The sequence below is a fragment of the Escherichia sp. 93.0816 genome (assembly GCF_013368855.2).
GTDB lineage: Bacteria > Pseudomonadota > Gammaproteobacteria > Enterobacterales > Enterobacteriaceae > Escherichia > Escherichia ruysiae.
On sequence record NZ_JABWNC020000001.1, the window covers coordinates 306,072 to 330,146 of the forward strand.

At 49.3% G+C, this 24,075-nt stretch carries 23 protein-coding genes; 9 read left to right on the forward strand and 14 right to left on the reverse strand.

The features are described from left to right. Positions 1-17: 17 nt before the first annotated feature. Positions 18-365 carry a DUF488 domain-containing protein gene (locus HEM79_RS01600; RefSeq protein WP_176241174.1) on the reverse strand — a complete coding sequence of 116 codons (348 nt, stop codon included), beginning with the start codon at positions 363-365 and terminating at the stop codon, positions 18-20. A 54-nt stretch (positions 366-419) separates the two neighbouring features. Further along, positions 420-1,601, reverse strand: a complete 1,182-nt coding sequence (gene nimT / locus HEM79_RS01605; protein ID WP_176241173.1) for a 2-nitroimidazole transporter — start codon at positions 1,599-1,601, stop codon at positions 420-422. A gap of 96 nt (positions 1,602-1,697) precedes the next feature. Here nimT and HEM79_RS01610 point away from each other — a divergent pair, with 96 nt between their 5' ends. Continuing rightward, positions 1,698-2,492, forward strand: a complete 795-nt coding sequence (locus HEM79_RS01610) for an AraC family transcriptional regulator (protein ID WP_105284788.1) — start codon at positions 1,698-1,700, stop codon at positions 2,490-2,492. On the opposite strand, the gene HEM79_RS01615 is transcribed toward HEM79_RS01610, so the two are convergent. Further along, complete coding sequence (locus HEM79_RS01615) at positions 2,476-2,922, reverse strand: DUF441 domain-containing protein (protein ID WP_176241172.1); 447 nt, start codon at positions 2,920-2,922, stop codon at positions 2,476-2,478. The two genes, HEM79_RS01610 and HEM79_RS01615, sit on opposite strands and share 17 nt — an antisense overlap. A gap of 168 nt (positions 2,923-3,090) precedes the next feature. Between HEM79_RS01615 and yoaI the strand changes: the two genes are divergently transcribed. Then, positions 3,091-3,195: a small membrane protein YoaI gene (yoaI, locus tag HEM79_RS01620; RefSeq protein WP_176241171.1), complete on the forward strand. Its 105-nt coding sequence runs from the start codon at positions 3,091-3,093 to the stop codon at positions 3,193-3,195. On the opposite strand, the gene yeaK is transcribed toward yoaI, so the two are convergent. The 5 genes from yeaK to yeaG all read right to left on the reverse strand — a co-directional run bounded on the left by yeaK (position 3,196) and on the right by yeaG (position 10,378). After that, positions 3,196-3,699, reverse strand: coding sequence for a mischarged aminoacyl-tRNA deacylase (gene yeaK, locus HEM79_RS01625; protein ID WP_176241170.1), 504 nt, complete (start codon positions 3,697-3,699; stop codon positions 3,196-3,198). It lies immediately after the preceding gene. Positions 3,700-3,741: 42 nt separating this feature from the next. After that, a complete protein-coding gene (gene dgcJ, locus HEM79_RS01630; RefSeq protein WP_176241169.1) occupies positions 3,742-5,232 on the reverse strand; it encodes a diguanylate cyclase DgcJ in 1,491 nt (496 codons plus the stop codon). A 180-nt stretch (positions 5,233-5,412) separates the two neighbouring features. Beyond that, a complete protein-coding gene (locus HEM79_RS01635) occupies positions 5,413-6,756 on the reverse strand; it encodes a sensor domain-containing diguanylate cyclase (protein ID WP_176241168.1) in 1,344 nt (447 codons plus the stop codon). 280 nt (positions 6,757-7,036) lie between these two features. Beyond that, positions 7,037-8,320: a YeaH/YhbH family protein gene (locus tag HEM79_RS01640; protein WP_000219690.1), complete on the reverse strand. Its 1,284-nt coding sequence runs from the start codon at positions 8,318-8,320 to the stop codon at positions 7,037-7,039. Positions 8,321-8,443: 123 nt separating this feature from the next. Further along, positions 8,444-10,378 (reverse strand): protein kinase YeaG, encoded by a 1,935-nt coding sequence (gene yeaG / locus HEM79_RS01645; RefSeq protein ID WP_001019882.1) that lies wholly within the window; start codon positions 10,376-10,378, stop codon positions 8,444-8,446. Between the two features lie 435 nt (positions 10,379-10,813). Between yeaG and mipA the strand changes: the two genes are divergently transcribed. Beyond that, positions 10,814-11,557: a scaffolding protein MipA gene (gene mipA / locus HEM79_RS01650; RefSeq protein WP_000163764.1), complete on the forward strand. Its 744-nt coding sequence runs from the start codon at positions 10,814-10,816 to the stop codon at positions 11,555-11,557. Between the two features lie 89 nt (positions 11,558-11,646). Beyond that, the gene (gene yeaE / locus HEM79_RS01655) at positions 11,647-12,501 is read left to right on the forward strand and encodes a methylglyoxal reductase YeaE (protein ID WP_176241167.1); all 855 of its coding nucleotides are present in this window, start codon (positions 11,647-11,649) and stop codon (positions 12,499-12,501) included. Positions 12,502-12,551: 50 nt separating this feature from the next. Here the strand turns inward: yeaE and HEM79_RS01660 are convergent, their stop codons facing one another. Next, on the reverse strand, positions 12,552-13,436 hold the full coding sequence (locus HEM79_RS01660) for a D-hexose-6-phosphate mutarotase (RefSeq protein WP_176241166.1): 885 nt from the start codon (positions 13,434-13,436) through the stop codon (positions 12,552-12,554). 84 nt (positions 13,437-13,520) lie between these two features. Continuing rightward, entirely contained in the window at positions 13,521-14,516 is a 996-nt protein-coding gene (gapA, locus tag HEM79_RS01665; RefSeq protein WP_000153502.1) for a glyceraldehyde-3-phosphate dehydrogenase, read from the reverse strand. 341 nt (positions 14,517-14,857) lie between these two features. Between gapA and msrB the strand changes: the two genes are divergently transcribed. Together msrB and HEM79_RS01675 are read left to right on the forward strand one after the other, a co-directional pair. Further along, complete coding sequence (msrB, locus tag HEM79_RS01670) at positions 14,858-15,271, forward strand: peptide-methionine (R)-S-oxide reductase MsrB (protein WP_001284609.1); 414 nt, start codon at positions 14,858-14,860, stop codon at positions 15,269-15,271. A 41-nt stretch (positions 15,272-15,312) separates the two neighbouring features. Beyond that, a complete protein-coding gene (locus HEM79_RS01675; RefSeq protein ID WP_010345857.1) occupies positions 15,313-15,585 on the forward strand; it encodes a YeaC family protein in 273 nt (90 codons plus the stop codon). 156 nt (positions 15,586-15,741) lie between these two features. Here HEM79_RS01675 and pncA read toward each other — a convergent pair whose 3' ends face one another. The 4 genes from pncA to sppA all read right to left on the reverse strand — a co-directional run bounded on the left by pncA (position 15,742) and on the right by sppA (position 20,224). After that, positions 15,742-16,383 carry a bifunctional nicotinamidase/pyrazinamidase gene (gene pncA, locus HEM79_RS01680; RefSeq protein WP_176241165.1) on the reverse strand — a complete coding sequence of 214 codons (642 nt, stop codon included), beginning with the start codon at positions 16,381-16,383 and terminating at the stop codon, positions 15,742-15,744. A gap of 10 nt (positions 16,384-16,393) precedes the next feature. After that, positions 16,394-17,410, reverse strand: a complete 1,017-nt coding sequence (gene ansA, locus HEM79_RS01685) for an asparaginase (protein ID WP_176241164.1) — start codon at positions 17,408-17,410, stop codon at positions 16,394-16,396. 131 nt (positions 17,411-17,541) lie between these two features. Then, a complete protein-coding gene (locus tag HEM79_RS01690) occupies positions 17,542-18,252 on the reverse strand; it encodes an SIMPL domain-containing protein (RefSeq protein WP_176241163.1) in 711 nt (236 codons plus the stop codon). A 115-nt stretch (positions 18,253-18,367) separates the two neighbouring features. Beyond that, the gene (gene sppA / locus HEM79_RS01695) at positions 18,368-20,224 is read right to left on the reverse strand and encodes a signal peptide peptidase SppA (RefSeq protein WP_001259800.1); all 1,857 of its coding nucleotides are present in this window, start codon (positions 20,222-20,224) and stop codon (positions 18,368-18,370) included. Between the two features lie 161 nt (positions 20,225-20,385). Between sppA and HEM79_RS01700 the strand changes: the two genes are divergently transcribed. The 3 genes from HEM79_RS01700 (at position 20,386) to topB (ending at position 24,057) form a co-directional block, all read left to right on the forward strand. Further along, positions 20,386-20,937, forward strand: a complete 552-nt coding sequence (locus tag HEM79_RS01700) for an NAD(P)H nitroreductase (protein ID WP_176241162.1) — start codon at positions 20,386-20,388, stop codon at positions 20,935-20,937. A 116-nt stretch (positions 20,938-21,053) separates the two neighbouring features. Beyond that, positions 21,054-22,097, forward strand: coding sequence for a selenide, water dikinase SelD (selD, locus tag HEM79_RS01705; RefSeq protein ID WP_010345861.1), 1,044 nt, complete (start codon positions 21,054-21,056; stop codon positions 22,095-22,097). A gap of 4 nt (positions 22,098-22,101) precedes the next feature. Then, positions 22,102-24,057: a DNA topoisomerase III gene (gene topB / locus HEM79_RS01710; protein ID WP_176241161.1), complete on the forward strand. Its 1,956-nt coding sequence runs from the start codon at positions 22,102-22,104 to the stop codon at positions 24,055-24,057. Positions 24,058-24,075 lie beyond the last annotated feature (18 nt).

The window sequence follows — 24,075 nt, forward strand, 5'->3', positions numbered from 1 at the left end:
CGGATGCCAGGCTAAAATCACAAGCTTCGCAGCCAGTCGGCCAGCACCAGCGCATGGTTTTGCGTGGTATTTTTTGCCGAGTAGAGCAGGGTCAGCGGCTGTTTTTGGGCGATTTCCACCAGCCGTTTCCCTTCTGGCTTGTGTTGCGCCAGTTCTGCAAGATATTGTTCGCGAAAGGTTTTAAAATCGATCACTTCGCCGTGAAAGGCTTTGCGCAGCTCCGTTGACGGCGTGATCTCTTTATCCCACTCATCAAGTGCTAAATCAGTTTTCTTGATACCACGCGGCCAGAGACGGTCGACCAGTACGCGATAACCATCGCTCTGTTCAGCCGGATCATAAACGCGTTTACACTGAATATTCATCGTGTTTGTTCTCCCTTTCACGCATGATTTGCATCGTCACTATAGCACCGGACATCAACGAATTTCTTTGTCTCTTCCGGCGCAAAGTCCAAAAATCGCCATCAGCAGTGAAAGAATTGCGACAACAATCAGTGGGGTGGACCAGTCACCGTTAGCATCGTGTATTTTGCCCATTAGCGGCGGCCCACAGGCTGCCAACAAATACCCGACGGATTGTGCCATCCCCGAGAGTGCCGCCGCCTGATGCGCAGAACTAGCCCGCAGACCAATGAACGTCAACCCCAGTATCATTGTTGCGCCGGAACCAAAACCGAAAAGCAGAGTCCAGGTGATCGCGTGCGCAGGTATAAAGCAGAGCCCAACCGCGCCCACTGCGCACATTAAGGCGACCAGAGCGGCAATACCGCGTTGATCTTTCACATGATGTAAGAAAAGTGGGATCAGCAAACCGGGAGCAGCAGTGGCTAATTGCAACAAACCATGCAGCGAACCTGCCTGTGCCTCGCTGTAGCCGTGACTGATGAGGATCGCCGGAAGCCAGCCGATAATCACGTAATAGACCAGTGAGTTGATCCCAAGAAACAATGTTACCTGCCAGGCAAGCGGCGAACGCCAGATACCCCGGGTATGTAAGGCGCGTGAGGTACTCAAATTCACATGTTGTTGATTACGCCATTGCGGCAGCCATATAAATAGAGCCAGCAGAGGAAAACACATCAGCATGAGCAACGCGCCCTGCCAGCCAAAACCGTTCAAAGCCAGCGGCACCACCAGAGCTGACCCCAGAGCCGCTGCAGCGCCCATCGTCAGGGAATATGCGCCGGTAAGTCTGGCGACGGAATGGGGAAAATCGCGTTTAATGAGACCAGGTAGCAAGACATTCCCTAATGAAATCCCACAGCCAATGATAATCGTACCGCCAAATAATAAGTAAGCCGAAGGAAGAGAGCGAATTGCTATGCCAGCACAAATCAAAAGTAATGCTGCCACCAGGCTGCGCTCTATACCAAAACGACGTGCCACCGACGCGGCAAGAGGGGATATCAGCGCAAAGGCTAATAAAGGTAAGGTCGTCAGTAACCCTGTTTGCGCCGTCGTCAGTGAGTAAGCGGAACGAATGGTATCCAGTAACGGTGCTACGCCGGTGAAGGTAACACGGAGTGTGGTGGCAATCATTAGAACGCCGGCTATCAGGACAATCCTGTTTTTGCCGCTTAATGAAGTTGAACGGATCATAGATATCTCATTGTTACAAGCGAGGCTGTACCTTAGCGTTTTTATTGCTATGTTGAATCAAGCTAAAATGACAAATTATCGCTAAATTCGGACAAAATGATGCACAGGTTAAATCTCAATGGTTATGAACCCGATCTTCACCATGAAACGGCGGTCGCATTTTGTATTCATGCCGGAAAGGATGAATTGACCAGTCCTGTGCATCAGCACCGCAAAGGACAACTGATACTGGCGCTGCGTGGAGCCATTACCTGTACGGTGGAAAATGCGCTGTGGATGGTGCCGCCACAATATGCGGTATGGATTCCTGGCGGTGTGGAGCATAGTAATCAGGTGACAGCGAATGCCGAGCTTTGTTTTTTATTTATTGAATCCAGTGCGGTGATAATGCCGGGCAAATGTTGCACGCTGAAAATTGCGCCTTTATGTCGTGAATTAATTTTAACGCTGGCAAAAAGAACAGCAGCTCAACGTGCTGAACCAATGACGCGCAGATTAATTCAGGTGCTGTTTGATGAACTCCCTCAGCAACCGCAACAACAGTTGCAGTTACCCGTTTCTTCACACCCCAAAATCCGCGTGATGGTGGATACGATGGCAAAAGAGCCCGTTGAATGGGGGACATTAGGACAATGGGCAAATTTTTTTGCGATGAGTGAACGTAATCTTGCCAGGTTGATAGTTAAAGAGACGGGGTTGAGCTTTCGTCAGTGGCGTCATCAGTTGCAGCTCATTCTGGCACTTCAGAGGTTAGTGAACGGCGATAGTGTTCAGAAAGTGGCGCATATGCTGGGGTATGATTCAACAACGGCTTTTATTACCATGTTTAAGAAAGGCCTGGGGCAAACGCCAGGCCGGTATATTGCGGGATTAACTACTGTTTCCCGATGATCAGAGAGACCAGACCTGCGGCAATAAGCGGACCGACCGGCACACCGCGAAACAGCGCCACGCCTAAAATCGTGCCCACCAGCAGCCCGGCAACCAGTTGCGGCTGACTGCCCATTAACGTCACGCCGCGCCCACCCAGCCAGGAGACAATAACGCCTACTGCAATTGCCACCAGCGATTTCCAGTTCAGAAACGAGTGAATCAGGGTTGAGGGCGGCAGTGTCCCGCTGGCGATGGGGGCCATAACGCCAATAGTCAGAATGATTATCCCGATACTCAGTCCTTGTTTTTCGATCCACGGGAAAAAGTTGCTTAACGGTGTGACGCGGACAATGATCAACACCAGTATTGAAACGGCGACAGTGGTGTTGTGGCTGATAAAGCCCAGCGCAGCTAACCCGAGCAGGATCAGCAAAGTGACATCAAACATCGTGGTTTCCTTGCCAAAAAATAATAAGCCTGCCTACTTTACGCCTGCTGATGAGAGGAAGCAGAGAACAATTACGCGTTATGCATAAAAATCAGGCAAATTGTCATCAAATTGCCATTTATGCGCGCTAACAATAACGTGAAAACAGGTATCTCCTGGGGTAAAACCATGAACGATCAAATGTTCGTTGAGACACTGATTATCACGTCATCGTTTTTTGCCATTGCGGTTGTGCTGGTGCTATCTGTTCTGCTTATTGAACGAACCCGCTAGTTACGTAGTACGACGGAATTTGACCAGTTCGGGTTGTGCAATGCGTAAATAATCTGCGGTGTTCAGAATAACGGATTTATCCAGCATACCCGCATTGAAGGCGATCTCATCGAATCGCTCAAAGAGTAGCGGGTCGGCGACCAGTTTGAGTTTTGGGTGGAAGCTGAATGGAGGGATAGCACCGAAGACACAGCCTGTCAGTTCATCGACTTCCGCCGGACTGGCCAGCGAAGCACGTAACCCGCCGATGTGGCTGGCGAGTTGGCTAAGCTCAGCTTGTTGATCGGCAGCGAGGATCGCCAGAACATGCTGATTTACGCCATTACCTTTGACTTTACACACCAGTGCCTTAGCACCCTGACCCAAAGCGGTGCCACGAATTTCTGACACCGCTTCGCATTTACCCACCGCTTCGTGGGTAACGATGCGAAAGTTAGCGCCTTCTTGTGATAATAAAGCGATTAACCGCTGATGCGTCACGCTTCCTTTAGCCATTTCAGTCATTTCACGCTCCTGGGATTACAAGCAAACAACCACAGAAGATTATCATGAACGGCTGTTTTTGTTCTGCTTATTGACATATAAACGCTCATCGGAAGCTTTATATGCATCATGCAACGTATCGTTTTCTTTCATCGCGTAAATACCGGAAGAGAAGCCGATCTCTTTCTGCGGCGCGATATGTTGCAGACGTTTTTCGATACGTTCAGGCAGTTGTGCTGCAATTTGCGGCGTCGAATCGACGAGAATAATGCAAAATTCGTCGCCACCGAGCCGGATGGCATAATCGCTTTTACGAATCGACTGTTTAATCGCCTGAGCTAATAACGTAATGGCTAAATCGCCCTCCTGATGACCGAGGGTGTCATTTATTTGCTTTAACTTGTCCATGTCAATTGCAATAAACATCACCGAAGAACCGGACTGCACCAGTTTCTGTAAACGCTGCTCAAGTTCAGGCGTTAATATTTTGCGATTATACAGCCCGGTCATCGCATCACTGATATTTTCACGAGTCACATTTTGGTACAGGCGGAAGTGCATCCGTACCATATTGAGTAATATCAATGCTGTCAGCAGCCAGAATACAACGCTTTTCCATGATGATGTAATAAAGTAAAGAATATCAATGGATAACGAAACACGAATGCCGCCAGGCAAGTCATGGACGTAACTGACATACTGAAACAGATTATCTTCGCTCTGATTGATAATAATGTCGCGTCCCGAATCTGTATCGGTTAGCGTAACATTGAGAAAACGCCAGAGGAGAGGGCGGTCATGAGTGTAAAAAATATTGCGCAGATTGTTTTTACTAATATCCAGCAACACAATACCTTTTAATTGCCCGGCAACATAGACTGGCGTCAGCAAACTCATCACGTTCTGTTTAGTACGCTGATCCTGGTAAATGCTCGATAATACGGTGCGACCGGTAAACACTTTTTCAATATCTTTACGATCAATACCAATGCTTCCTGACTGCAAGAAGGACCAGTTATTCATCGCGAAGTATTCAACATTAACCGGCTCATAAAAATAGACATAGAGGTCATTGAGATCGAGATAATAGTGAAATTTCTCTTCGGCCATCCCAAGACCGGAACCGTAATCATCCTGGTGGCGGTTACCTTCCACCGCCTGATCAAATGCCGGTAATAGCGCCGCTGCTTCGACAATTGTGTCGCAGTCAGTGGATGCAGTCTGCAATGTTCCGTGTAAATCCGCATAAGTATGGGCAGTCAGGTTTAAGCCATGGGTATTGTTGGCAGACTCAAAAGCCTCACAGATGGCATGTCGCTGTTCTGGCGACACCTCAGACTGTTTCGCAGCAAGCGCGCGCATCACGTGTGCGGCAATGCTCTGATTTTGATACTTGTCATAGAGAAAGGAGGAGTCTGCTTTCTGGACGATATAGCGCAAATAAGCACTCATAGCCCTGTCGCTGGCGACAAGTTCAAAAATAAGGAAGGAAGATGTCAGCACAATGACACTTGCGGCGATAAAATGCCGGAGCATTCTATGGTGCAATTTCATGATAAATGGCACTCCTTCGGTTAGTGAAACGAGAAAACCAGATAAAGTTCGATTGCGGCCTGGTACAGGGGCGCTAATTATACTCATCTCTGCGCCGCTGGGGAGGGGAAATTTAGGGGTATTGGTAATAAATTGTATGCCAGAGCCATGCAAAATGCATGGCTTTGAATAATTTTGCACTCAAATATAATGAATAATCACTTTGTTGCCGCCATCGGTTTTCGCCTCACATAACGCTTTATCTGCTTCCGTCATGAGAAGCGAGATATTACGCGTATCACCCGTGGAAAAAACACAGCCAATGCTGATGGTCATTTGTTCAGGGACATTATATCTATTACTAAAACCGGTCAGGAGTTCGACATTTTTACGCACCCGATCGGCGATAATTTTTGCCTGGGCGGTATTCAATTCGGTAAATAGCAAGCCAAACACTTCACCATCCAGACGTGCGAAGATGTCATCGGGGCGGATACTTTGCTGGATAATATCGACAATGGAAACCAGAACTTTATCGCCCACATGATGGCCCCATTGAGCATTTATACGTTTGAACTGGTTAATATCTACCAGCATAATACAAAAATCCTTCACAACAGGGCGAGAGAGTAATGACTCTACACTGTTGAAAAAGTGACGACGGTTATAAATATTGGTCAGTACATCATGAACCGCTAGTTTGCTGGAAAGTTGTAGTTCCTGAAATATATTATATATCAAGAAGGTGACAACAAACAGTTTACTCGAAACCTCAATGCCACGACTGATATACCAGATGGTATAATTATATTCATCCAGAGTCAGTAGTAATAAGTTACAGCAGAGCGATGCCAGGCATAATAATGCAATTGACGGCCACATCTCGCTTGCTAATTGTGTACGCATGATAATAAAAAACAGTAAACACGCCCACAGACAAACCAAAATCTTGGTGTAGTTAATTCCCCAGCTCGCCGTATGACTATCCGGACAATAATCTACGACATACAAAGAGTAGTCAGGATTATAGCTGCTCAGGTTGTGTGCCAGAAAAGGGAAAAATATAAAAGGTATCAGCGCCAGCAACAAGATACAGGTTTTTTTCTTGTTGTTCGTCAGGATGCTATTTCGTCCATAACAGTAGAGAGCCAGTGCGGTTAAGCAAATGAAACTTAGCTGGCGAAATAGATATAATATGGAAATATCATTCGACTTCGTCTGAATAAGTGTGCTGTCATTGATAGGCTTATGAATAATGAAAATGGTTTCAGTTAAATAGAAAAGACCACTTAAAAAAGCAAGACTTAAAATGAGTGTTGGGAAAATATCACGCTTAATGAAATATTTCATTAGCATGAAAAGAAAGATGATGGAGTTGAGGAAAAATAAAGCCACAACAACCATCAGGTAATTCATCTGTGGGATGAGTTTTATATTGGTGTTTTCGTTATATAAAGTGGTGATGCAAAATAAAATTAATGTCAGTAATAAGCTGAAAATAAAAAAGCTTTGAGCTTTTAATTTTTGTGTACCCATAGAAACCATAAAAAGGAGAGCAATGTGAGTGCTGGATTTTATTGATGGCAGAGATATATAGTTTTGACCAGGATCAAATTTCCTTATCGATAAAAAAATAATTAAAGAATACCCCTGAAAAAAAACGTGTTAACAGAATTATTTTTTCCGAATGATTTTTTTATGGAACTAAATTCTGTAAAGCTGATGCCGACATATTTAAAGCAATTGTAAACTAACGTATGTAATAAATGAATTAATTTACAGTGAGCTAAAAATCAGCCAGGCAATAATGACCCGGCTGATGGTTTTAGTCTTTAGTAGTTGCATTTTGTTTATGGAATAGCTCGCGGAACACAGGATAAATATCATCCTGATCGCGGATATGCTGCATCGCAAAGTTTTCGAAAGTAGATTGCAGATGCTCATATTCCCGCCACAATGTTTGATGAGCGCGGCGGGTAATTTCGATATAGCTGTAATAACGAACAACGGGCAACAATTTTTTCGCCAGAATTTCATGGCAAAGTGGAGAGTCATCAGCCCAGTTATCGCCGTCCGACGCTTGTGCCGCGTAGATATTCCACTGCGCCGGGTTATAACGCTCTTTCACTACCTCATCCATCAATTTCAGGGCGCTGGAAACAATGGTGCCGCCAGTTTCCTGTGAGTAGAAAAACTCATGTTCATCAACTTCTTTCGCCTGGGTATGGTGGCGGATGTAAACGACTTCGACGTTCTTGTAGGTTCTGCTGAGAAACAGATACAGTAATATATAAAAACGTTTGGCCATATCTTTGGTGGATTGATCCATCGACCCGGAAACGTCCATCAGGCAAAACATCACCGCCTGACTGGAGGGATCGGGGCGCTTCTCATAATTCTTGTAACGTAAATCGAAGGTGTCGATGAACGGAACACGTTCAATTTTGGCGCGTAATTCGGCAATCTCTTTGCGCAGCCGTTCCTCCTCCAGCAATTGCGCAGGTTCACTGTTGCTGATGATGGCCAGATTTTCTTCCAGAGCATGAAGTTCCCGCCGCTTGCCTGCGGTCATCGCGGTACGTCGCGCCAGTGAGTTCTGCAATGAACGCACCACGCTGATATTGGCAGGAACGCCGTTAGCGGTGTAGCCTGCCCGATGCGTTTTATATTCGGTCAACTGGCGTTGCTGGTTTTGTTTCAGATTTGGTAAGGCTAAATCTTCAAACAGCAGGTCGAGATATTCGTCTTTCGAAATCTGGAAGACAAATTCATCCTGACCTTCACCGTCCTGACTGGCCTGACCCTGACCACTGCCGGAGCCACCGCCGCCGCCCTGGGGACGTTCAATTCTGTCATTCTGTACAAAATGGTCATTGCCCGGATGAACGCGATGGCGCAGGCCGCCACGCCCCTGATGAAACATCGGTTCGCTAATATCTTCCGTTGGGATAGAAACGGATTCGCCGCTGTCGACGTCGGTCACCGAACGCTTATTGATGGCCTCGGAGATCGACTGTTTGATTTGCGCTTTATAACGGCGTAAAAAACGCTGGCGATTCACCATGCTTTTGTTTTTGCCGTTCAGACGCCGGTCAATAAACCAGGTCATATGCCCCCCGTACTGCATTTGCCAACTGTATGCTGCACCTGTATTGCCGGATACGCTTCGCTTATCCGGCCTACGGTTCGCTGTCGTTGTAGGCCCGGTAGCATGTGCACCGGGCCTTTGTTGTTAAGACGATTTACGTACGCGCAAATACCATTCGCACAGTAAACGCACCTGTTTACGGGTGTAGCCTTTTTCCATCATACGGTCGACAAAATCGTCGTGTTTCTTCTGCTCGTCGGTTGAGGTTTTGGCGTTAAACGAAATGACCGGCAACAACTCTTCGGTATTGGAGAACATTTTCTTCTCAATAACCGTGCGCAGTTTTTCGTAGCTGGTCCAGTTCGGATTGCGTCCGCTGTTATTCGCCCTGGCGCGCAGCACGAAGTTGACAATCTCGTTGCGGAAATCTTTCGGATTGCTGATCCCCGCCGGTTTTTCAATTTTCTCCAGCTCGGCGTTAAGAGATTCGCGGTCAAACAGCTGCCCGGTATCCGGGTCGCGATACTCCTGATCCTGGATCCAGAAATCCGCATAGGTGACATAACGGTCGAAAATGTTCTGCCCATATTCGGAATAGGATTCGAGATAAGCCGTCTGGATCTCTTTGCCGATAAACTCGGCATATTTCGGGATCAGATAACCTTTCAGGAACTCCAGATAGCGTTCTGCCTGCTCTTGCGGGAACTGCTCGCGCTCAATCTGCTGTTCAAGAACGTAGAACAGGTGAACCGGGTTAGCCGCCACTTCCACGTGATCGAAGTTAAACACGCGGGAGAGGATCTTAAACGCGAAACGCGTGGACAGACCGTTCATCCCTTCATCGACGCCTGCGTAATCACGATATTCCTGATACGACTTGGCTTTCGGGTCGGTATCTTTCAGGCTTTCGCCATCGTAAACGCGCATCTTTGAATAAATGCTGGAGTTTTCTGGCTCTTTCAGACGCGAAAGAATGGAAAAACGTGACAGCGTTTCAAGCGTACCAGGCGCGCATGGGGCGTGAGTCAATTCACTGTGATTAAGCAGTTTCTCGTAGATTTTGATCTCTTCGGAAATGCGCAAGCAATACGGCACCTTCACGATGTAAACACGGTCGAGGAAGGCTTCGTTGTTTTTGTTATTACGGAAAGTGACCCATTCGGATTCGTTCGAGTGGGCGAGAATAATCCCGTTGAATGGCAGGGCGGAGATACCTTCCGTCCCGTTGTAGTTACCTTCCTGGGTGGCGGTCAACAGGGGATGCAGCACTTTTATCGGTGCTTTAAACATCTCGACAAATTCCATGATCCCCTGGTTTGCACGGCACAGCGCACCGGAATAACCATAGGCGTCCGGATCGTTCTGCGCGTAGTGTTCGAGTTTACGAATATCGACTTTCCCTACCAGCGCGGAGATGTCCTGGTTGTTCTCATCGCCCGGCTCCGTTTTGGCGATGGCAATTTGTTGCAGAATAGACGGCCAGACCTTCACAACCCGGAATTTAGTGATGTCGCCGCCAAACTCATGCAGACGTTTCGCAGCCCACGGCGACATGATGGTGCCGAGATAACGGCGAGGAATGCCATACTCTTTTTCCAGGATCTGCGCATCTTCCTGTGGATTGAACAGACAGAACGGATGATCGTTGACCGGGCTGCGCTCACCGTTGGCGCTCAATACATAAATAGGCACGAGCTGCATTAATGATTTCAGTCGCTCAGCAAGCGATGATTTACCCCCACCTACAGGCCCCAGCAGATACAGGATTTGTTTCTTCTCTTCCAGCCCCTGAGCCGCGTGTTTCAGATAAGAGACAATCTGTTCAATCGCGTCTTCCATGCCGTAAAACTCTTCAAACGCCGGATAACGTGCAATGACCCGGTTGGAAAAGAGTCGAGAAAGTCTGGGCTCCTGGGCCGTATCGACCATGACTGGCTCACCAATAGCCATCAATAGCCGCTCAGCCGCGTTGGCATAAGCACTGCGATCTTGCCGACAAGTGGTAAGAAACTCCTGCAGTGTGAACTCTTCGTCCTTGGCAGCTTCATATCGCTGGCGATAGTGATCGAATATATTCATGGTATGCCGTCCTTTCGTTTTTTAGCACAGGTTAAGAGCCGTTCATATGAATAGTAGAGGCTCCCGGAAGAGGTAAACTGAACGACGTCTCTTGCTAAAACACAGCAACTCTCATGCCATCTTACCGACTGCGAGAACAACGTGCCCGGTGATACACCTTCAAAATTAAGCGTAGATGGCAAATGGAAAACTTGCCTGCATGGCTTTCTGGATTTCAATGGCATATCAACAACTCATCCATAAAAATTGCATAATTAATGTAAAGAATATTGCCGCCAGTAACGCAAAATTCATTCAGGTGTAAGCCCGATGTCATCAGCGTCAGGAAAATTAAACAGTTACCTTTAGAAATGAAAATGTAAAAAGGTTGGGTTTCGATGTATTGACGGGTAAACTTTGTCGCCCGCTAAACATTTGTTTAAGGAATGATTAATTGTGACCAAACTCAAACTTCTGGCACTTGGAGTGCTTATCGCAACGTCTGCAGGCGTAGCGCACGCTGAAGGTTTTTCCCTGGGCGCAGGCGTAGGTGTCGTTGAACACCCCTATAAAGATTACGATACCGATGTTTACCCAGTACCGGTAATCAACTATGAAGGCGATAACTTCTGGTTCCGTGGCTTAGGTGGTGGTTACTACCTGTGGAATGACGCAACGGATAAACTTTCTATTACCGCTTACTGGTCGCCGCTTTACTTCAAAGCCAAAGACAGTGGCGATCACCAAATGCGCCACCTGGATGACCGTAAGAGCACCATGATGGCCGGTCTGTCCTACGCACACTTTACCCAGTACGGTTATCTGCGTACCACTTTGGCAGGCGACACACTGGATAACAGCAACGGTATCGTGTGGGATATGGCCTGGTTGTACCGTTACACCAACGGCGGCCTGACCGTGACTCCGGGTATCGGTGTGCAGTGGAACAGCGAAAACCATAACGAATACTATTATGGCGTATCGCGCAAAGAATCCGCTCGCAGCGGTCTGCGTGGCTATAACCCGAATGACAGCTGGAGTCCTTACCTGGAGCTGAGTGCCAGCTACAACTTCCTCGGCGACTGGAGTGTTTACGGCACCGCACGCTACACTCGTCTGTCTGATGAAGTTACCGACAGCCCGATGGTGGATAAATCCTGGACGGGTCTGATTTCGACCGGGATCACCTACAAATTCTGATAATGCATCTTTCCAGGGCATTTTGTGCATAAAAACAGGGCGTGACGCCCTGTTTTGCATTACGGTGGGGCAAAAACCTGGAGGAAACAATGCAACGAAAAATGATTCCGTTTAGTGGCGATGTCTCACTGCCAGCCGTAGGGCAGGGAACATGGTATATGGGCGAAGACGCCAGCCAGCGCAAAACCGAAGTGGCTGCACTACGCGCGGGCATTGACCTTGGTTTAACCCTCATTGATACCGCCGAAATGTATGCCGATGGCGGTGCCGAGAAGGTGGTCGGTGAAGCATTAACCGGTCTGCGTGATAAAGTCTTTCTCGTCTCTAAAGTCTATCCGTGGAATGCCGGCGGACAAAAAGCGATTAACGCATGTGAAGCCAGTTTACGCCGACTCAATACGGATTATCTCGATCTTTACTTATTACACTGGTCTGGCAGTTTCGCTTTTGAAGACACTGTCGCAGCGATGGAAAAACTGATCGCTCAGGGCAAAATTCGTCGCTGGGGTGTTTCTAATCTTGATTATTCTGACATGCAGGAGCTCTGGCAGGTGCCGGGAGGAAATCAGTGTGCCACTAATCAGGTGCTTTATCATCTCGGCTCACGAGGGATTGAGTATGATCTACTCCCCTGGTGCCAGCAACAGCAGATGCCGGTGATGGCTTACTGTCCGTTAGCCCAGGCCGGGCGGCTGCGCAATGGGCTGCTAAAAAACGCGGTGGTCAATAAAATTGCGCAAGCTCACAATATCAGCGCGGCACAAGTATTGCTGGCGTGGGTAATCAGCCATCAGGGCGTGATGGCGATTCCAAAAGCGGCAACTATTGCGCATGTTCAACAAAATGCAGCAGTGCTTGAGGTTGTGCTTTCGTCAGAGGAATTAGCCATGCTGGATGAAGCGTATCCGGCACCAAAAGGTAAAACTGCGCTGGATATGGTGTGATGTTGGGAAATGCCGGATGCATCGCACCCGGCATATAAAACTAGCACAAATTAACGTTTCGCAACGCGAATGGATTGTGCCAGATGTGAAGGTTGCTCTTTGGTCGTTTTTTGTGCCTCAGAGGCGTAAGCGGTTTCTACGCAGACAAAGGTTTTGTAACCATCATCTGGCATATCGCCCATGCTGATTGAAAGAGCCGGGCCGGGGTTCCAGCCGACGACGTTCAGATGATGCTGGTGACCAACGGTAATAATACGATTCAACGCTTCGTCATTAATCACACTGCAATCTTGCGGATTCAGATACACGCGATCGGTACGATCAGGGAAGGTCTGAATACCGTCGGTCAGTACATCTTCTTTCGCGTCATTCACTTTATCAATGAAGCGATCGCCCAGACCACTGACGCTTACCTTAGCAATATCACCCACGTTAAAGTAGGTATGCAGAGCAGAGGTGGTTTCAAATTCGCCATGCGCTTCAAGATCGATTTCACAGGTTTTACCCACGCGGAAATGCGCTAACAGCGTAAAGTCGTGCGGCCAGTATTTTTTCGTCTCGTCGCTTTGCGTCAGTTCGAAAGTCAGTGTCACGCTATCGGCATCTTCACTATGCGATTTCAGCGTCCACGGCAGAATACGGGCAAAACCGTGCGCAGGCAGACCTTGTTGTGCTGCCGGACCAAACCACGGCCAGCAAACTGGCACACCACCGCGAATGGCGACGCCATTTTTGAACGGAGTGTTATTGCTCAACCACAGAACGTCTTCTTCACCCGCAGGCTTCCATGAGAGAAGGTGTGCGCCCTGTAATGCAAAAGAGGCTTTTACCTGGGGATGATCGACCACAATGAGGTCCAGTTCATCCAGTTTACGACGGGAGAGGACAGGGGAAATTTGTTCGATGACCGGAAGGGCGAAAATTTTCTTAATCATGACGCAGTCCTTTAACTTCATTTCATCAGGTAAAAAAAAAGAGCGACCGAAGTCGCTCTTTTTAGATCACAAAGTCATCTCAACTTATTTGGAGATGTGAGCGATCAGATCCAGAACTTTGTTGGAGTAACCGGTTTCGTTGTCGTACCAGGATACCAGTTTCACGAAGTTGTCGTTCAGAGCGATACCAGCTTTAGCATCGAACACGGAAGTGCAAACTTCGCCGTTGAAATCGGTAGATACTACGTCATCTTCGGTGTAGCCCAGAACGCCTTTCATTTCGCCTTCAGCAGCAGCTTTAACGGCAGCTTTGATCTGCTCGTAAGTTGCAGCTTTTTCCAGACGAACGGTCAGGTCAACTACGGATACGTTCGGGGTCGGAACGCGGAACGCCATACCAGTCAGTTTGCCATTCAGTTCTGGCAGTACTTTACCTACAGCTTTAGCAGCACCGGTAGAGGACGGGATGATGTTCTGGGAAGCGCCACGACCGCCGCGCCAGTCTTTGTGAGACGGGCCATCAACGGTTTTCTGAGTAGCGGTAGTAGCGTGAACGGTGGTCATCAGACCTTCGATGATGCCGAAGTTATCGTTGATAACTTTAGCCAGCGGAGCCAGGCAGTTGGTGGTGCAGGAAGCGTTGGAAACGATGTCCTGGCCAGCATATTTGTCGAAGTTAGCGCCTTTAACGAACATCGGAGTGTTGTCTTTAGACGGACCAGTCATAACCACTTTTTTCGCACCAGCGGTGATGTGTTTACGAGCAGTTTCGTCAGTCAGGAACAGACCGGTTGCTTCAGCGACAACGTCAACACCAACTTCGTCCCATTTCAGGTTAGCCGGATCACGTTCAGCGGTAACACGGATTTTTTTACCGTTAACGATCAGATGACCGTCTTTCACTTCAACGGTGCCGTCGAAACGACCGTGAGTGGAGTCATATTTCAGCATGTATGCCATGTAATCAGCGTCTAACAGGTCGTTGATTGCAACGATCTCGATGTCAGAACGTTTCTGAGCAGCACGGAAAACAATGCGACCGATACGGCCAAAACCGTTGATACCTACTTTGATAGTCATATATTCCACCAGCTATTTGTTAGTGAATAAAAGGTTGCCTGTAAAATTACAAAAACCTTACGCAGCGTCAAGCGGAATCGTGTCAATCATTGCGACAAATCAATCCTGTGCCTAAGCATTACGCGACTGACTCGCCTCACTCTTCCTTTGGGCTTGAGACCACATGGGGTCGGCGCCCAGAATTTTAAAGGGCAATTACGATAAAAATGTGATTTTTATCACGTTTTAAGTGCTGCCATTTCGTTGAGATCAAGTTTAGAACAAAATTTTGCGAGTTGGTGTTAATGTTTTGTTAGAATAAGTCACGTAATGTGAGCGTGATTAAAGTGAGATGTGAGCAAATGGCTAACAAACCTTCGGCAGAAGAACTGAAAAAAAATTTGTCCGAGATGCAGTTTTACGTGACACAGAATCACGGGACGGAGCCGCCATTTACTGGACGTTTATTGCATAATAAGCGCGACGGCATTTACCACTGTTTGATCTGCGACGCCCCTCTGTTTCATTCTCAAACCAAGTATGATTCAGGCTGTGGCTGGCCCAGTTTTTATGAGCCGGTGAGTGAAGATTCAATCCGTTATATCAAAGACTTGTCACATGGAATGCAGCGGATAGAAATTCGTTGTGGAAACTGTGATGCTCATCTGGGCCATGTTTTTCCCGACGGCCCACAACCCACAGGCGAACGTTATTGTGTTAACTCGGCATCGTTGCGCTTTACTGATGACGAAAATGGCGAAGAAATCAACGGTTGAAAAAACGATTCAGCAACTTATTCCACAGGAGCGGGAAAATTATGAATCTTGATGAAATAATCAACAGTATGACGCCTGAGGTTTACCAGCGTTTATCGACAGCCGTTGAACTGGGTAAATGGCCTGATGGTGTTGCATTGACTGAAGAACAAAAAGAGAACTGTCTGCAACTGGTGATGCTGTGGCAAGCGCGAAACAATACCGATGCGCAACATATGACTATCGATACGAACGGTCAGATGGTCATGAAGAGCAAACAACAGTTGAAAGAAGATTTTGGTATCACGGCAAAGCCGATAGCCATGTTTAAGTAAATGAATTGTCCCCTTTGTAGAGCGTTTACGAAGGGAGGGGATAATCTTTACTGTCACATGTTGGTTGTTTGATTTAACAACCAACATGCCAGATGCACCGCTGACGCACTTTATCTGGCCTACAACGTCAGTACAAAACTGTAGGCCAGCGTAAAATTATCCCTGCGTCTCTTCCCAGTCCGCCAGCGTGTATAGCGTTGCCCCAGCGGCTGACATCTCCATAAATGCGTGCGCACTGTCCTGTGGCTGGATATTCACGCCGCGACAGCCATCGGTAATCACGTTCACGCTATAACCTGCCTGCAATGCGTCCAGCACGGTAAACTTCACGCAATAGTCGGTAGCCAGCCCCATAACGATCAATTCATTGATTTCATGTTCGCGCAACCAGTCATCAAGCGCGGTTTTCTGCCGACGTCCGTTATCAAAAAAAGCACTATAACTGTCAACTAAAGGGTTTTCGCCTTTATGGAACACAGCGGCGATCGCTTTTTGATTCAGTAACGGATGTAATTGTGCGCCTTCACTGTTCTGCACACAGTGTTCAGGCCAGAAAGTTTGCGGCAGGCCGTCGAGTTGCCCCTGCGTATAAGGCTCTACATCATGCTGGCTGGCAAAACTGCCATGGTTAGCCGGGTGCCAGTCCTGACTGGCAATAACCGCTTCTCCGCGCGACTGGCACCAGTCAATAAGGCGGTTAGCAACATCCACAGTGCTGTCACCTTCCGGTACGGCGAGCGCGCCACCAGCACAGAAATCATTTTGTAAATCGACCAGTAACAGGGCGCGATGGGGCATTGCAGTCTCCTTAATCATCCGGCGTCAGTTCGCCGCGCAGGTTTTGGCTCATGGCCTTACGAATGGTTTCGGTATCCAGTCCCTGGCTAAGCAGGTAGTGCAGTTTGGTTAATGTGGCTTCTACAGTCATATCCGCGCCGCCAATAACCCCGGCATGGGCGAGGGCGTTACCGGTAGCGTAACCCCCCATGTTCACTTTACCGGACATACATTGTGTCAGGTTGACCACCAAAATACCGCGATCGCTCGCCTCTTGTAATTCTTGCAGGAAGGCTTTGTTTTGTGGCGCATTACCCACGCCATATGAGCGCAAAATCAACGCTTTTACCGGTTGACGGAGAAAATTGCGCACAACGTCAGCAGAAATCCCCGGATAAATTGTTACCACACCGATCGGTTGTGGCGTGATCGGATGAACGATCAATTCACCTTCGCCGTGCGGTGCTGGTGGCGTATTTAAACGACGGATGTGAATACCGGCTTCCAGCAATGGGGGAAGATTTGGTGACGCAAAGGCATCAAAACCATCGGCATGGGCTTTGGTGGTGCGGTTACCGCGATACAGACGGTTATTAAAAAAGAGTGTTACTTCGTTGATCGGGTAATTCGCCGCAACGTATAACGCATTCAACAGATTGATTTGTCCGTCAGAGCGTAATTCGGCTAAGGGAATTTGTGACCCTGTCACAATGACCGGTTTGCCGAGGTTCTCCAACATGAACGACAGCGCAGAAGCGGTATAGGCCATCGTATCGGTGCCGTGCAGAATGACAAAACCATCATAGTCGTCATAGTGCGCTTTAATATCTTCAGCAATATGCTGCCAGTCTTCCGGCGTCATATCAGAAGAATCCATCAGCGGCGTATATTCATGAATAGTGAAATCTGGCATCTCCGGGCGATGGAACTCCGGCATCAGCGCCAGTTGGCGTTGCAAATGACCTGACACCGGAATATAACCCTGCTCGGAACGCTGCATCCCGATGGTCCCGCCCGTGTAGGCGACATAGATAGATTTCTTTTGCATGATATTGATATGAATGATGTAGAAAGAGCAAAAGTATATACGTGAGGCAGGGGGAGCGCACCTGGATACTCTGTGGATATGAGAAAAGTACGGCGGAACAGAGGAACTGGCGTCCCGCCGGATAAAAGTGGTTAATCCTGCAACGCATAGGTTACGGTCGTGACTACGCGCACTGTTTTATTAATCGCCGTAGGATCATCTTCGTCACTGCCACTGGCGAAGATCTGGAATACGCCTTGTGATGCATCGCTAATGGAGCCTACCTGGCTACCTGAGTCCGTTGCAAATTGTAATGCCGCGTTGCGTGCATCTTTGGTGGCGGCAGCAATCATCTCAGCGCGCAGTGCGCCAATACCATTAAAGCGATAGGCGACTTTGCTCTCGGCGATAGCACCATCCGTAGCGACTTGCAGGTCGTTTAATTTAGCGACGACTTTTTCGACAGCAGCAACGTTATGAGTTTTTATCGTAACGGAGCCGTCGGCGTTATAGTGTGGCATTGTGGGATCATCTTTGAGATAAAAGGAATCTGTTCGTTTACTGGTCCACTGACCGAGGTTTATCTCTTTCTCGTTAATCCCCTGAGCGTTGAGTTCGGCAACAATTTTTTTCTGTGCGTCTTCCAGTTTTGGGAAAAGCTCGCCGGGAACATTACCCTTAAAGTTAATCGCAATTGTTAATTCTGCCGTATCTGCGCGAACTTCTTTTTCCGAAAGCCCCCGCACGTTTACATAGCGGTTGTTGGTTTTTAAATGTTTAACACCATCGCCAACGAAATAACCACAGGCGCTGATCCCCAGTCCGAGGACAATAGCGGCAATTAAAGAGGGTGCCTTATTCACTGATGACTCCTTATCAGATGCTAAATGAGCAAGGCAATGTAATGGAGGGTGGAAGTGAAAGACAGTCCGGTTCAGGAATGTGGCCGACAGCATATCGGCCACATATTTACAGAAATTAACGCACGTTGGCGCAGGTCAGGCAAAACGCATAACGGTTTTGCGGATCGTTAAAGGCAGCCAGCTTGTCGCTTTCGCTTTTCACGGTAGAGGCTACCGAAGCCAGCGGGGCAGGTAACATGGCCTGGAGCGCATCTGGCAACATCGCCCGGACAGAACCTGACATGTTGTCCATCACTTTGTCGAAGAAGGTCGGTTCATCGACGTAATATTCCAGATGCCACTGCTTCAGTTTTGCCAGTTCTGCCGCTTTTGCGACCGCATCATCGAAATCACCAAGGCTATCGACCAGGCCGTTAGCTTTCGCATCCTGACCAGTCCAGACGTGCCCCTGAGCAATTTTATCAATCTGTTCCGGCGTCGATTTGCGCGCATCGGCAACCAGCGTGATAAAGCGTTTGTAGCCATTCTCAATGCTTAGCTGCATCATCTGCTGCGCTTCCGGCGGCAGTGCTTTAGTGATGGAAACATCCGCCAGCGGCGAAGTTGAGACGCCATCGGTATGAACACCAATCGAATCCAGACTGTTTTCTACGGTGGTGATCACGCCGAAAATACCAATAGAGCCGGTCAGGGTGCTGGGGTTAGCCACAATGTAATTAGCTGGAGTGGAGATCCAGTAGCCACCGGATGCCGCCATGCCGCCCATTGACACAACCACAGGTTTGCCCGCTGCTCTGGCTGCTGCCAGCTCAGAGCGGATCACCTCAGAGGCCGTAACGCTGCCGCCAGGGCTATTAACACGCAGAACAATCGCTTTCACTTTTGGATCAAGACGAGCATCGCGGATTTGTGCCGCAGTGGTATCACCGCCTACATTCCCCTGAGTTTCCTCGCCATCCATAATTGCACCATTGGCAAACACTACACCAATGCCGTCACCGCTATCTGCCGGCGTTTTCAATGCATAATCGTAATAGCTAATGGCGCGATAATTTTTATCCGCCTTACTCCAGCCGAACTCTTTGGTCAGGGCTTTTTCGATTTCGGCACTTGACGCCAGCGCATCCACTAGTTTGTTATCCAGCGCATACTTCGCGGTATCGCCGCCAGTTTTGGTTAAACCATCAAGCAAACCTTGCGCCCCAGGGAATACCTGCTGGGCAGGGATCTGGCGGTTAGCGGCAACGGTATTAAGATAGTTTTGCCACAGCTCACCAATCCAGCGGCTGTCAGCTTCGCGGGCTGCCGGTGACATATCATCACGAATAAATGGTTCAACGGCAGATTTATACGTACCAACGCGGAACACATGAGTGGAAACTTTTAACTTATCCAACAACGATTTGTAGTACAGACCGTTGGTGGCAAGGCCATGTAGGTCGACCACACCCTGCGGGGAAAGCCAGATTTTATTGGCGAAACTGGCAAGATAATACTGCCCCTGACTGTAGTTCTCGCCAATGGCATAAACCGGTTTACCGCTGTCACGAAACTCTTTCAGTGCTTTGCCGATGTACTGCATGGAAGGCTGATCGCCGCCCGCGAAGTTTTTCAGATCCATCACGATACCGGTGATATTCCGGTCGTCCTTCGCCTGCCGAATGGTGTTGACGATATCAAACAGTGAGTTTTCCTGCAGACGATCGGAACTGGCACCAAGTAGTTGGCGGCTTAATTTACTAAACCGCTGAGAACTGTCGGGTTTATCGACGATCACGCCAGAAATATCAAGCAGCAGTGCGCCACGACTGGCGGTTTCTTTCGAATCACCACCGCTGACCTGCATCCAGATCCCCACACCAACCAGTACGAGAAAAATAAAGAACAGGTTAAGTACCATTTCACGGACGAAATTCAGCAGACGCCACGTCCATTTAAAAAATCCGGCAATAAATCGCCAAAGGGTTCGCATGTATTCTCCCAGACTAAAAGTTACACCTGTTGCAGGTGCAAGTGATGTGGTTATCGTAATGACCCAACCGGCACTTGTCAGCAGGAATCATGGACTGTGCTGTAACAAAATCCACTCTCGTGTTAATTTTGTGAATAAACATCATGACAGGAGTTAATCAAATGGATGCACTCGAACTATTGATCAACCGCCGTAGCGCCTCCCGTCTGGCTGAGCCAGCGCCAACGGGTGAGCAACTGCAAAATATCCTGCGCGCGGGTATGCGTGCGCCAGACCATAAATCCATGCAACCGTGGCATTTCTTTGTGATTGAAGGGGAAGGGCGTGAGCGTTTCAGCGCCGTTCTGGAGCAGGGGACGATTGCTGCCGGTAACGATGAAAAAGCAATCGACAAAGCGCGTAATGCGCCGTTCCGGGCGCCGCTCATCATAACGGTGGTGGCGAAATGCGAAGAAAATCATAAAGTCCCGCGCTGGGAGCAGGAAATGTCGGCGGGTTGCGCGGTTATGGCAATGCAAATGGCGGCGGTTGCCCAGGGCTTTGGCGGCATCTGGCGCAGTGGCGCATTAACTGAAAGCCCGGTGGTGCGTGACGCATTCGGCTGTCGCGAGCAGGATAAAATTGTCGGATTTCTCTATCTCGGTACGCCACAACTGAAAGCGTCAACGTCGATAAACATTCCGGACCCGACACCGTTTGTGACTTATTTTTGATAAAAACGGCAAAACTGTGTGGATTGTGAGCAAAGGCGCAGTAATTCAGACACTCTCACTTATCACTTCACGGAATGAGGGTTACCATACCCGGATTGCATTGACAGGAGATGTCCATGAGCGAGAACTCGATTCGTTTGACCCAATACAGCCACGGAGCCGGTTGCGGCTGTAAAATTTCCCCAAAAGTGCTGGAAACCATCCTGCACAGCGAGCAGGCGAAGTTTGTTGATCCGAATTTGCTTGTGGGTAATGAAACCCGCGACGATGCGGCGGTGTACGATCTGGGCAATGGCACCAGCGTTATCAGTACCACCGACTTCTTTATGCCGATCGTTGATAATCCTTTCGATTTTGGTCGCATTGCGGCGACTAACGCCATCAGCGATATCTTTGCGATGGGCGGCAAACCGATTATGGCAATTGCGATCCTCGGCTGGCCGATAAACAAACTGTCCCCGGAAATTGCCCGCGAAGTCACCGAAGGTGGTCGCTACGCATGTCGTCAGGCGGGTATTGCGCTGGCTGGCGGTCACTCCATCGACGCGCCGGAACCGATTTTCGGTCTGGCGGTAACGGGGATCGTTCCAACTGAGCGGGTGAAGAAAAACAGTACCGCACAAGCCGGATGTAAACTGTTCCTGACGAAACCGCTGGGGATTGGCGTTCTTACCACTGCGGAGAAAAAATCACTCCTGAAACCGGAACATCAGGGACTGGCGACGGAAGTGATGTGCCGGATGAACATCGCAGGCGCGTCCTTTGCCAACATCGAAGGCGTAAAAGCGATGACTGACGTGACTGGTTTTGGTCTGCTGGGGCATTTGAGCGAAATGTGTCAGGGCGCAGGCGTACAGGCGCGCGTTGACTATGACGCGATCCCGAAACTGCCGGGCGTGGAAGAGTACATTAAGCTGGGCGCAGTACCTGGCGGCACCGAACGCAACTTTGCCAGCTACGGTCATCTGATGGGCGAAATGCCGCGTGAAGTGCGCGATCTGCTGTGCGATCCGCAAACTTCCGGCGGTCTGCTGCTGGCGGTGATGCCAGAGGCTGAAAACGAAGTAAAAGCTACCGCTGCCGAATTTGGTATCGAACTGACGGCGATTGGCGAACTGGTGCCTGCGCGCGCTGGTCGTGCCATGGTTGAGATCCGTTAATTCAATGCGGTTATTTATTGCCGAAAAACCGAGTCTGGCACGCGCTATTGCTGATGTCCTGCCCAAACCGCACCGTAAAGGCGATGGCTTTATCGAGTGCGGTAACGGTCAGGTGGTGACCTGGTGTATTGGTCACCTGCTTGAGCAGGCGCAGCCAGACGCCTACGACAGTCGCTATGCGCGCTGGAATCTTGCGGATTTGCCGATTGTCCCGGAAAAGTGGCAATTACAGCCACGCCCCTCCGTGACCAAACAACTTAATGTCATCAAACGCTTTCTGCATGAAGCCAGCGAAATCGTTCATGCCGGAGACCCGGATCGTGAAGGGCAATTGCTGGTGGATGAAGTGCTGGACTATCTGCAACTGGCACCGGAAAAGCGCCAGCAGGTGCAGCGTTGCTTGATCAACGACCTGAACCCGCAGGCGGTTGAGCGGGCGATCGATCGTCTTCGTTCCAATAGCGAGTTTGTGCCGCTGTGCGTTTCTGCGCTGGCGCGAGCGCGAGCCGACTGGCTGTACGGCATCAATATGACCCGCGCGTACACCATTCTCGGTCGCAATGCGGGTTATCAGGGCGTACTTTCCGTGGGACGCGTGCAGACGCCCGTGCTCGGGCTGGTGGTGCGCCGCGACGAAGAAATTGAAAACTTCGTGGCGAAAGATTTCTTTGAGGTCAAAGCGCACATTGTGACGCCTGCCGATGAGCGATTTACCGCTATCTGGCAACCGAGCGAAGCGTGTGAGCCGTACCAGGATGAAGAAGGGCGCTTGTTGCATCGTCCGCTGGCGGAGCATGTGGTCAACCGCATCAACGGCCAACCGGCGATTGTCACCAGTTATAACGATAAACGGGAATCAGAATCCGCGCCGCTGCCGTTTTCGCTTTCGGCGTTGCAGATTGAAGCGGCAAAACGCTTTGGTCTGAGTGCGCAGAACGTACTTGATATCTGCCAGAAGCTGTACGAAACGCACAAACTGATCACTTATCCGCGTTCCGATTGTCGTTATTTGCCGGAAGAACATTTTGCCGGACGTCAGGCGGTGATGAATGCTATCAGCGTTCATGCACCGGATCTCCTGCCGCAGCCGGTGGTTGATCCGAATTTACGCAACCGCTGCTGGGATGACAAAAAGGTCGATGCGCACCACGCCATCATCCCGACCGCGCGGAGTTCTGCCATCAACCTGACGGAGAACGAAGCGAAGGTCTATAACCTGATTGCCCGTCAGTATTTGATGCAGTTCTGTCCGGATGCGGTATTCCGCAAATGTGTTATCGAACTGGACATTGCCAAAGGCAAATTTGTCGCTAAAGCGCGTTTTCTTGCTGAAGCAGGCTGGCGCACGCTGTTAGGCAGCAAAGAGCGTGATGAAGAAAACGATGGCACGCCATTGCCGGTGGTAGCGAAAGGCGATGAGTTATTGTGTGAAAAAGGTGAAGTGGTAGAGCGGCAAACTCAGCCACCACGTCATTTCACCGATGCAACGCTACTTTCAGCGATGACCGGGATCGCGCGCTTTGTGCAGGACAAAGATCTGAAAAAGATCCTTCGTGCGACCGATGGCCTGGGGACGGAAGCAACGCGTGCCGGGATTATTGAACTGCTGTTCAAGCGTGGTTTCCTGACCAAAAAAGGGCGCTACATCCACTCCACCGACGCCGGAAAAGCGTTATTCCATTCGCTGCCAGAGATGGCGACGCGACCGGACATGACGGCACACTGGGAATCGGTGCTGACGCAAATCAGCGAAAAGCAATGTCGCTACCAGGACTTTATGCAGCCGCTGGTGGGGACGCTTTACCAATTGATTGATCAGGCAAAACGTACGCCAGTGCGGCAGTTTCGCGGCATAGTGGCACCGGGTAGTGGAGAAGAGAAGAAAAAGGCTTCACCACGCAAGCGAGCGGTGAAAAAAAGCCCGCCATCAGAAGACGCGGGCAGTGGAGCGATAACATAAAGGTCTGATGTAGTAGAT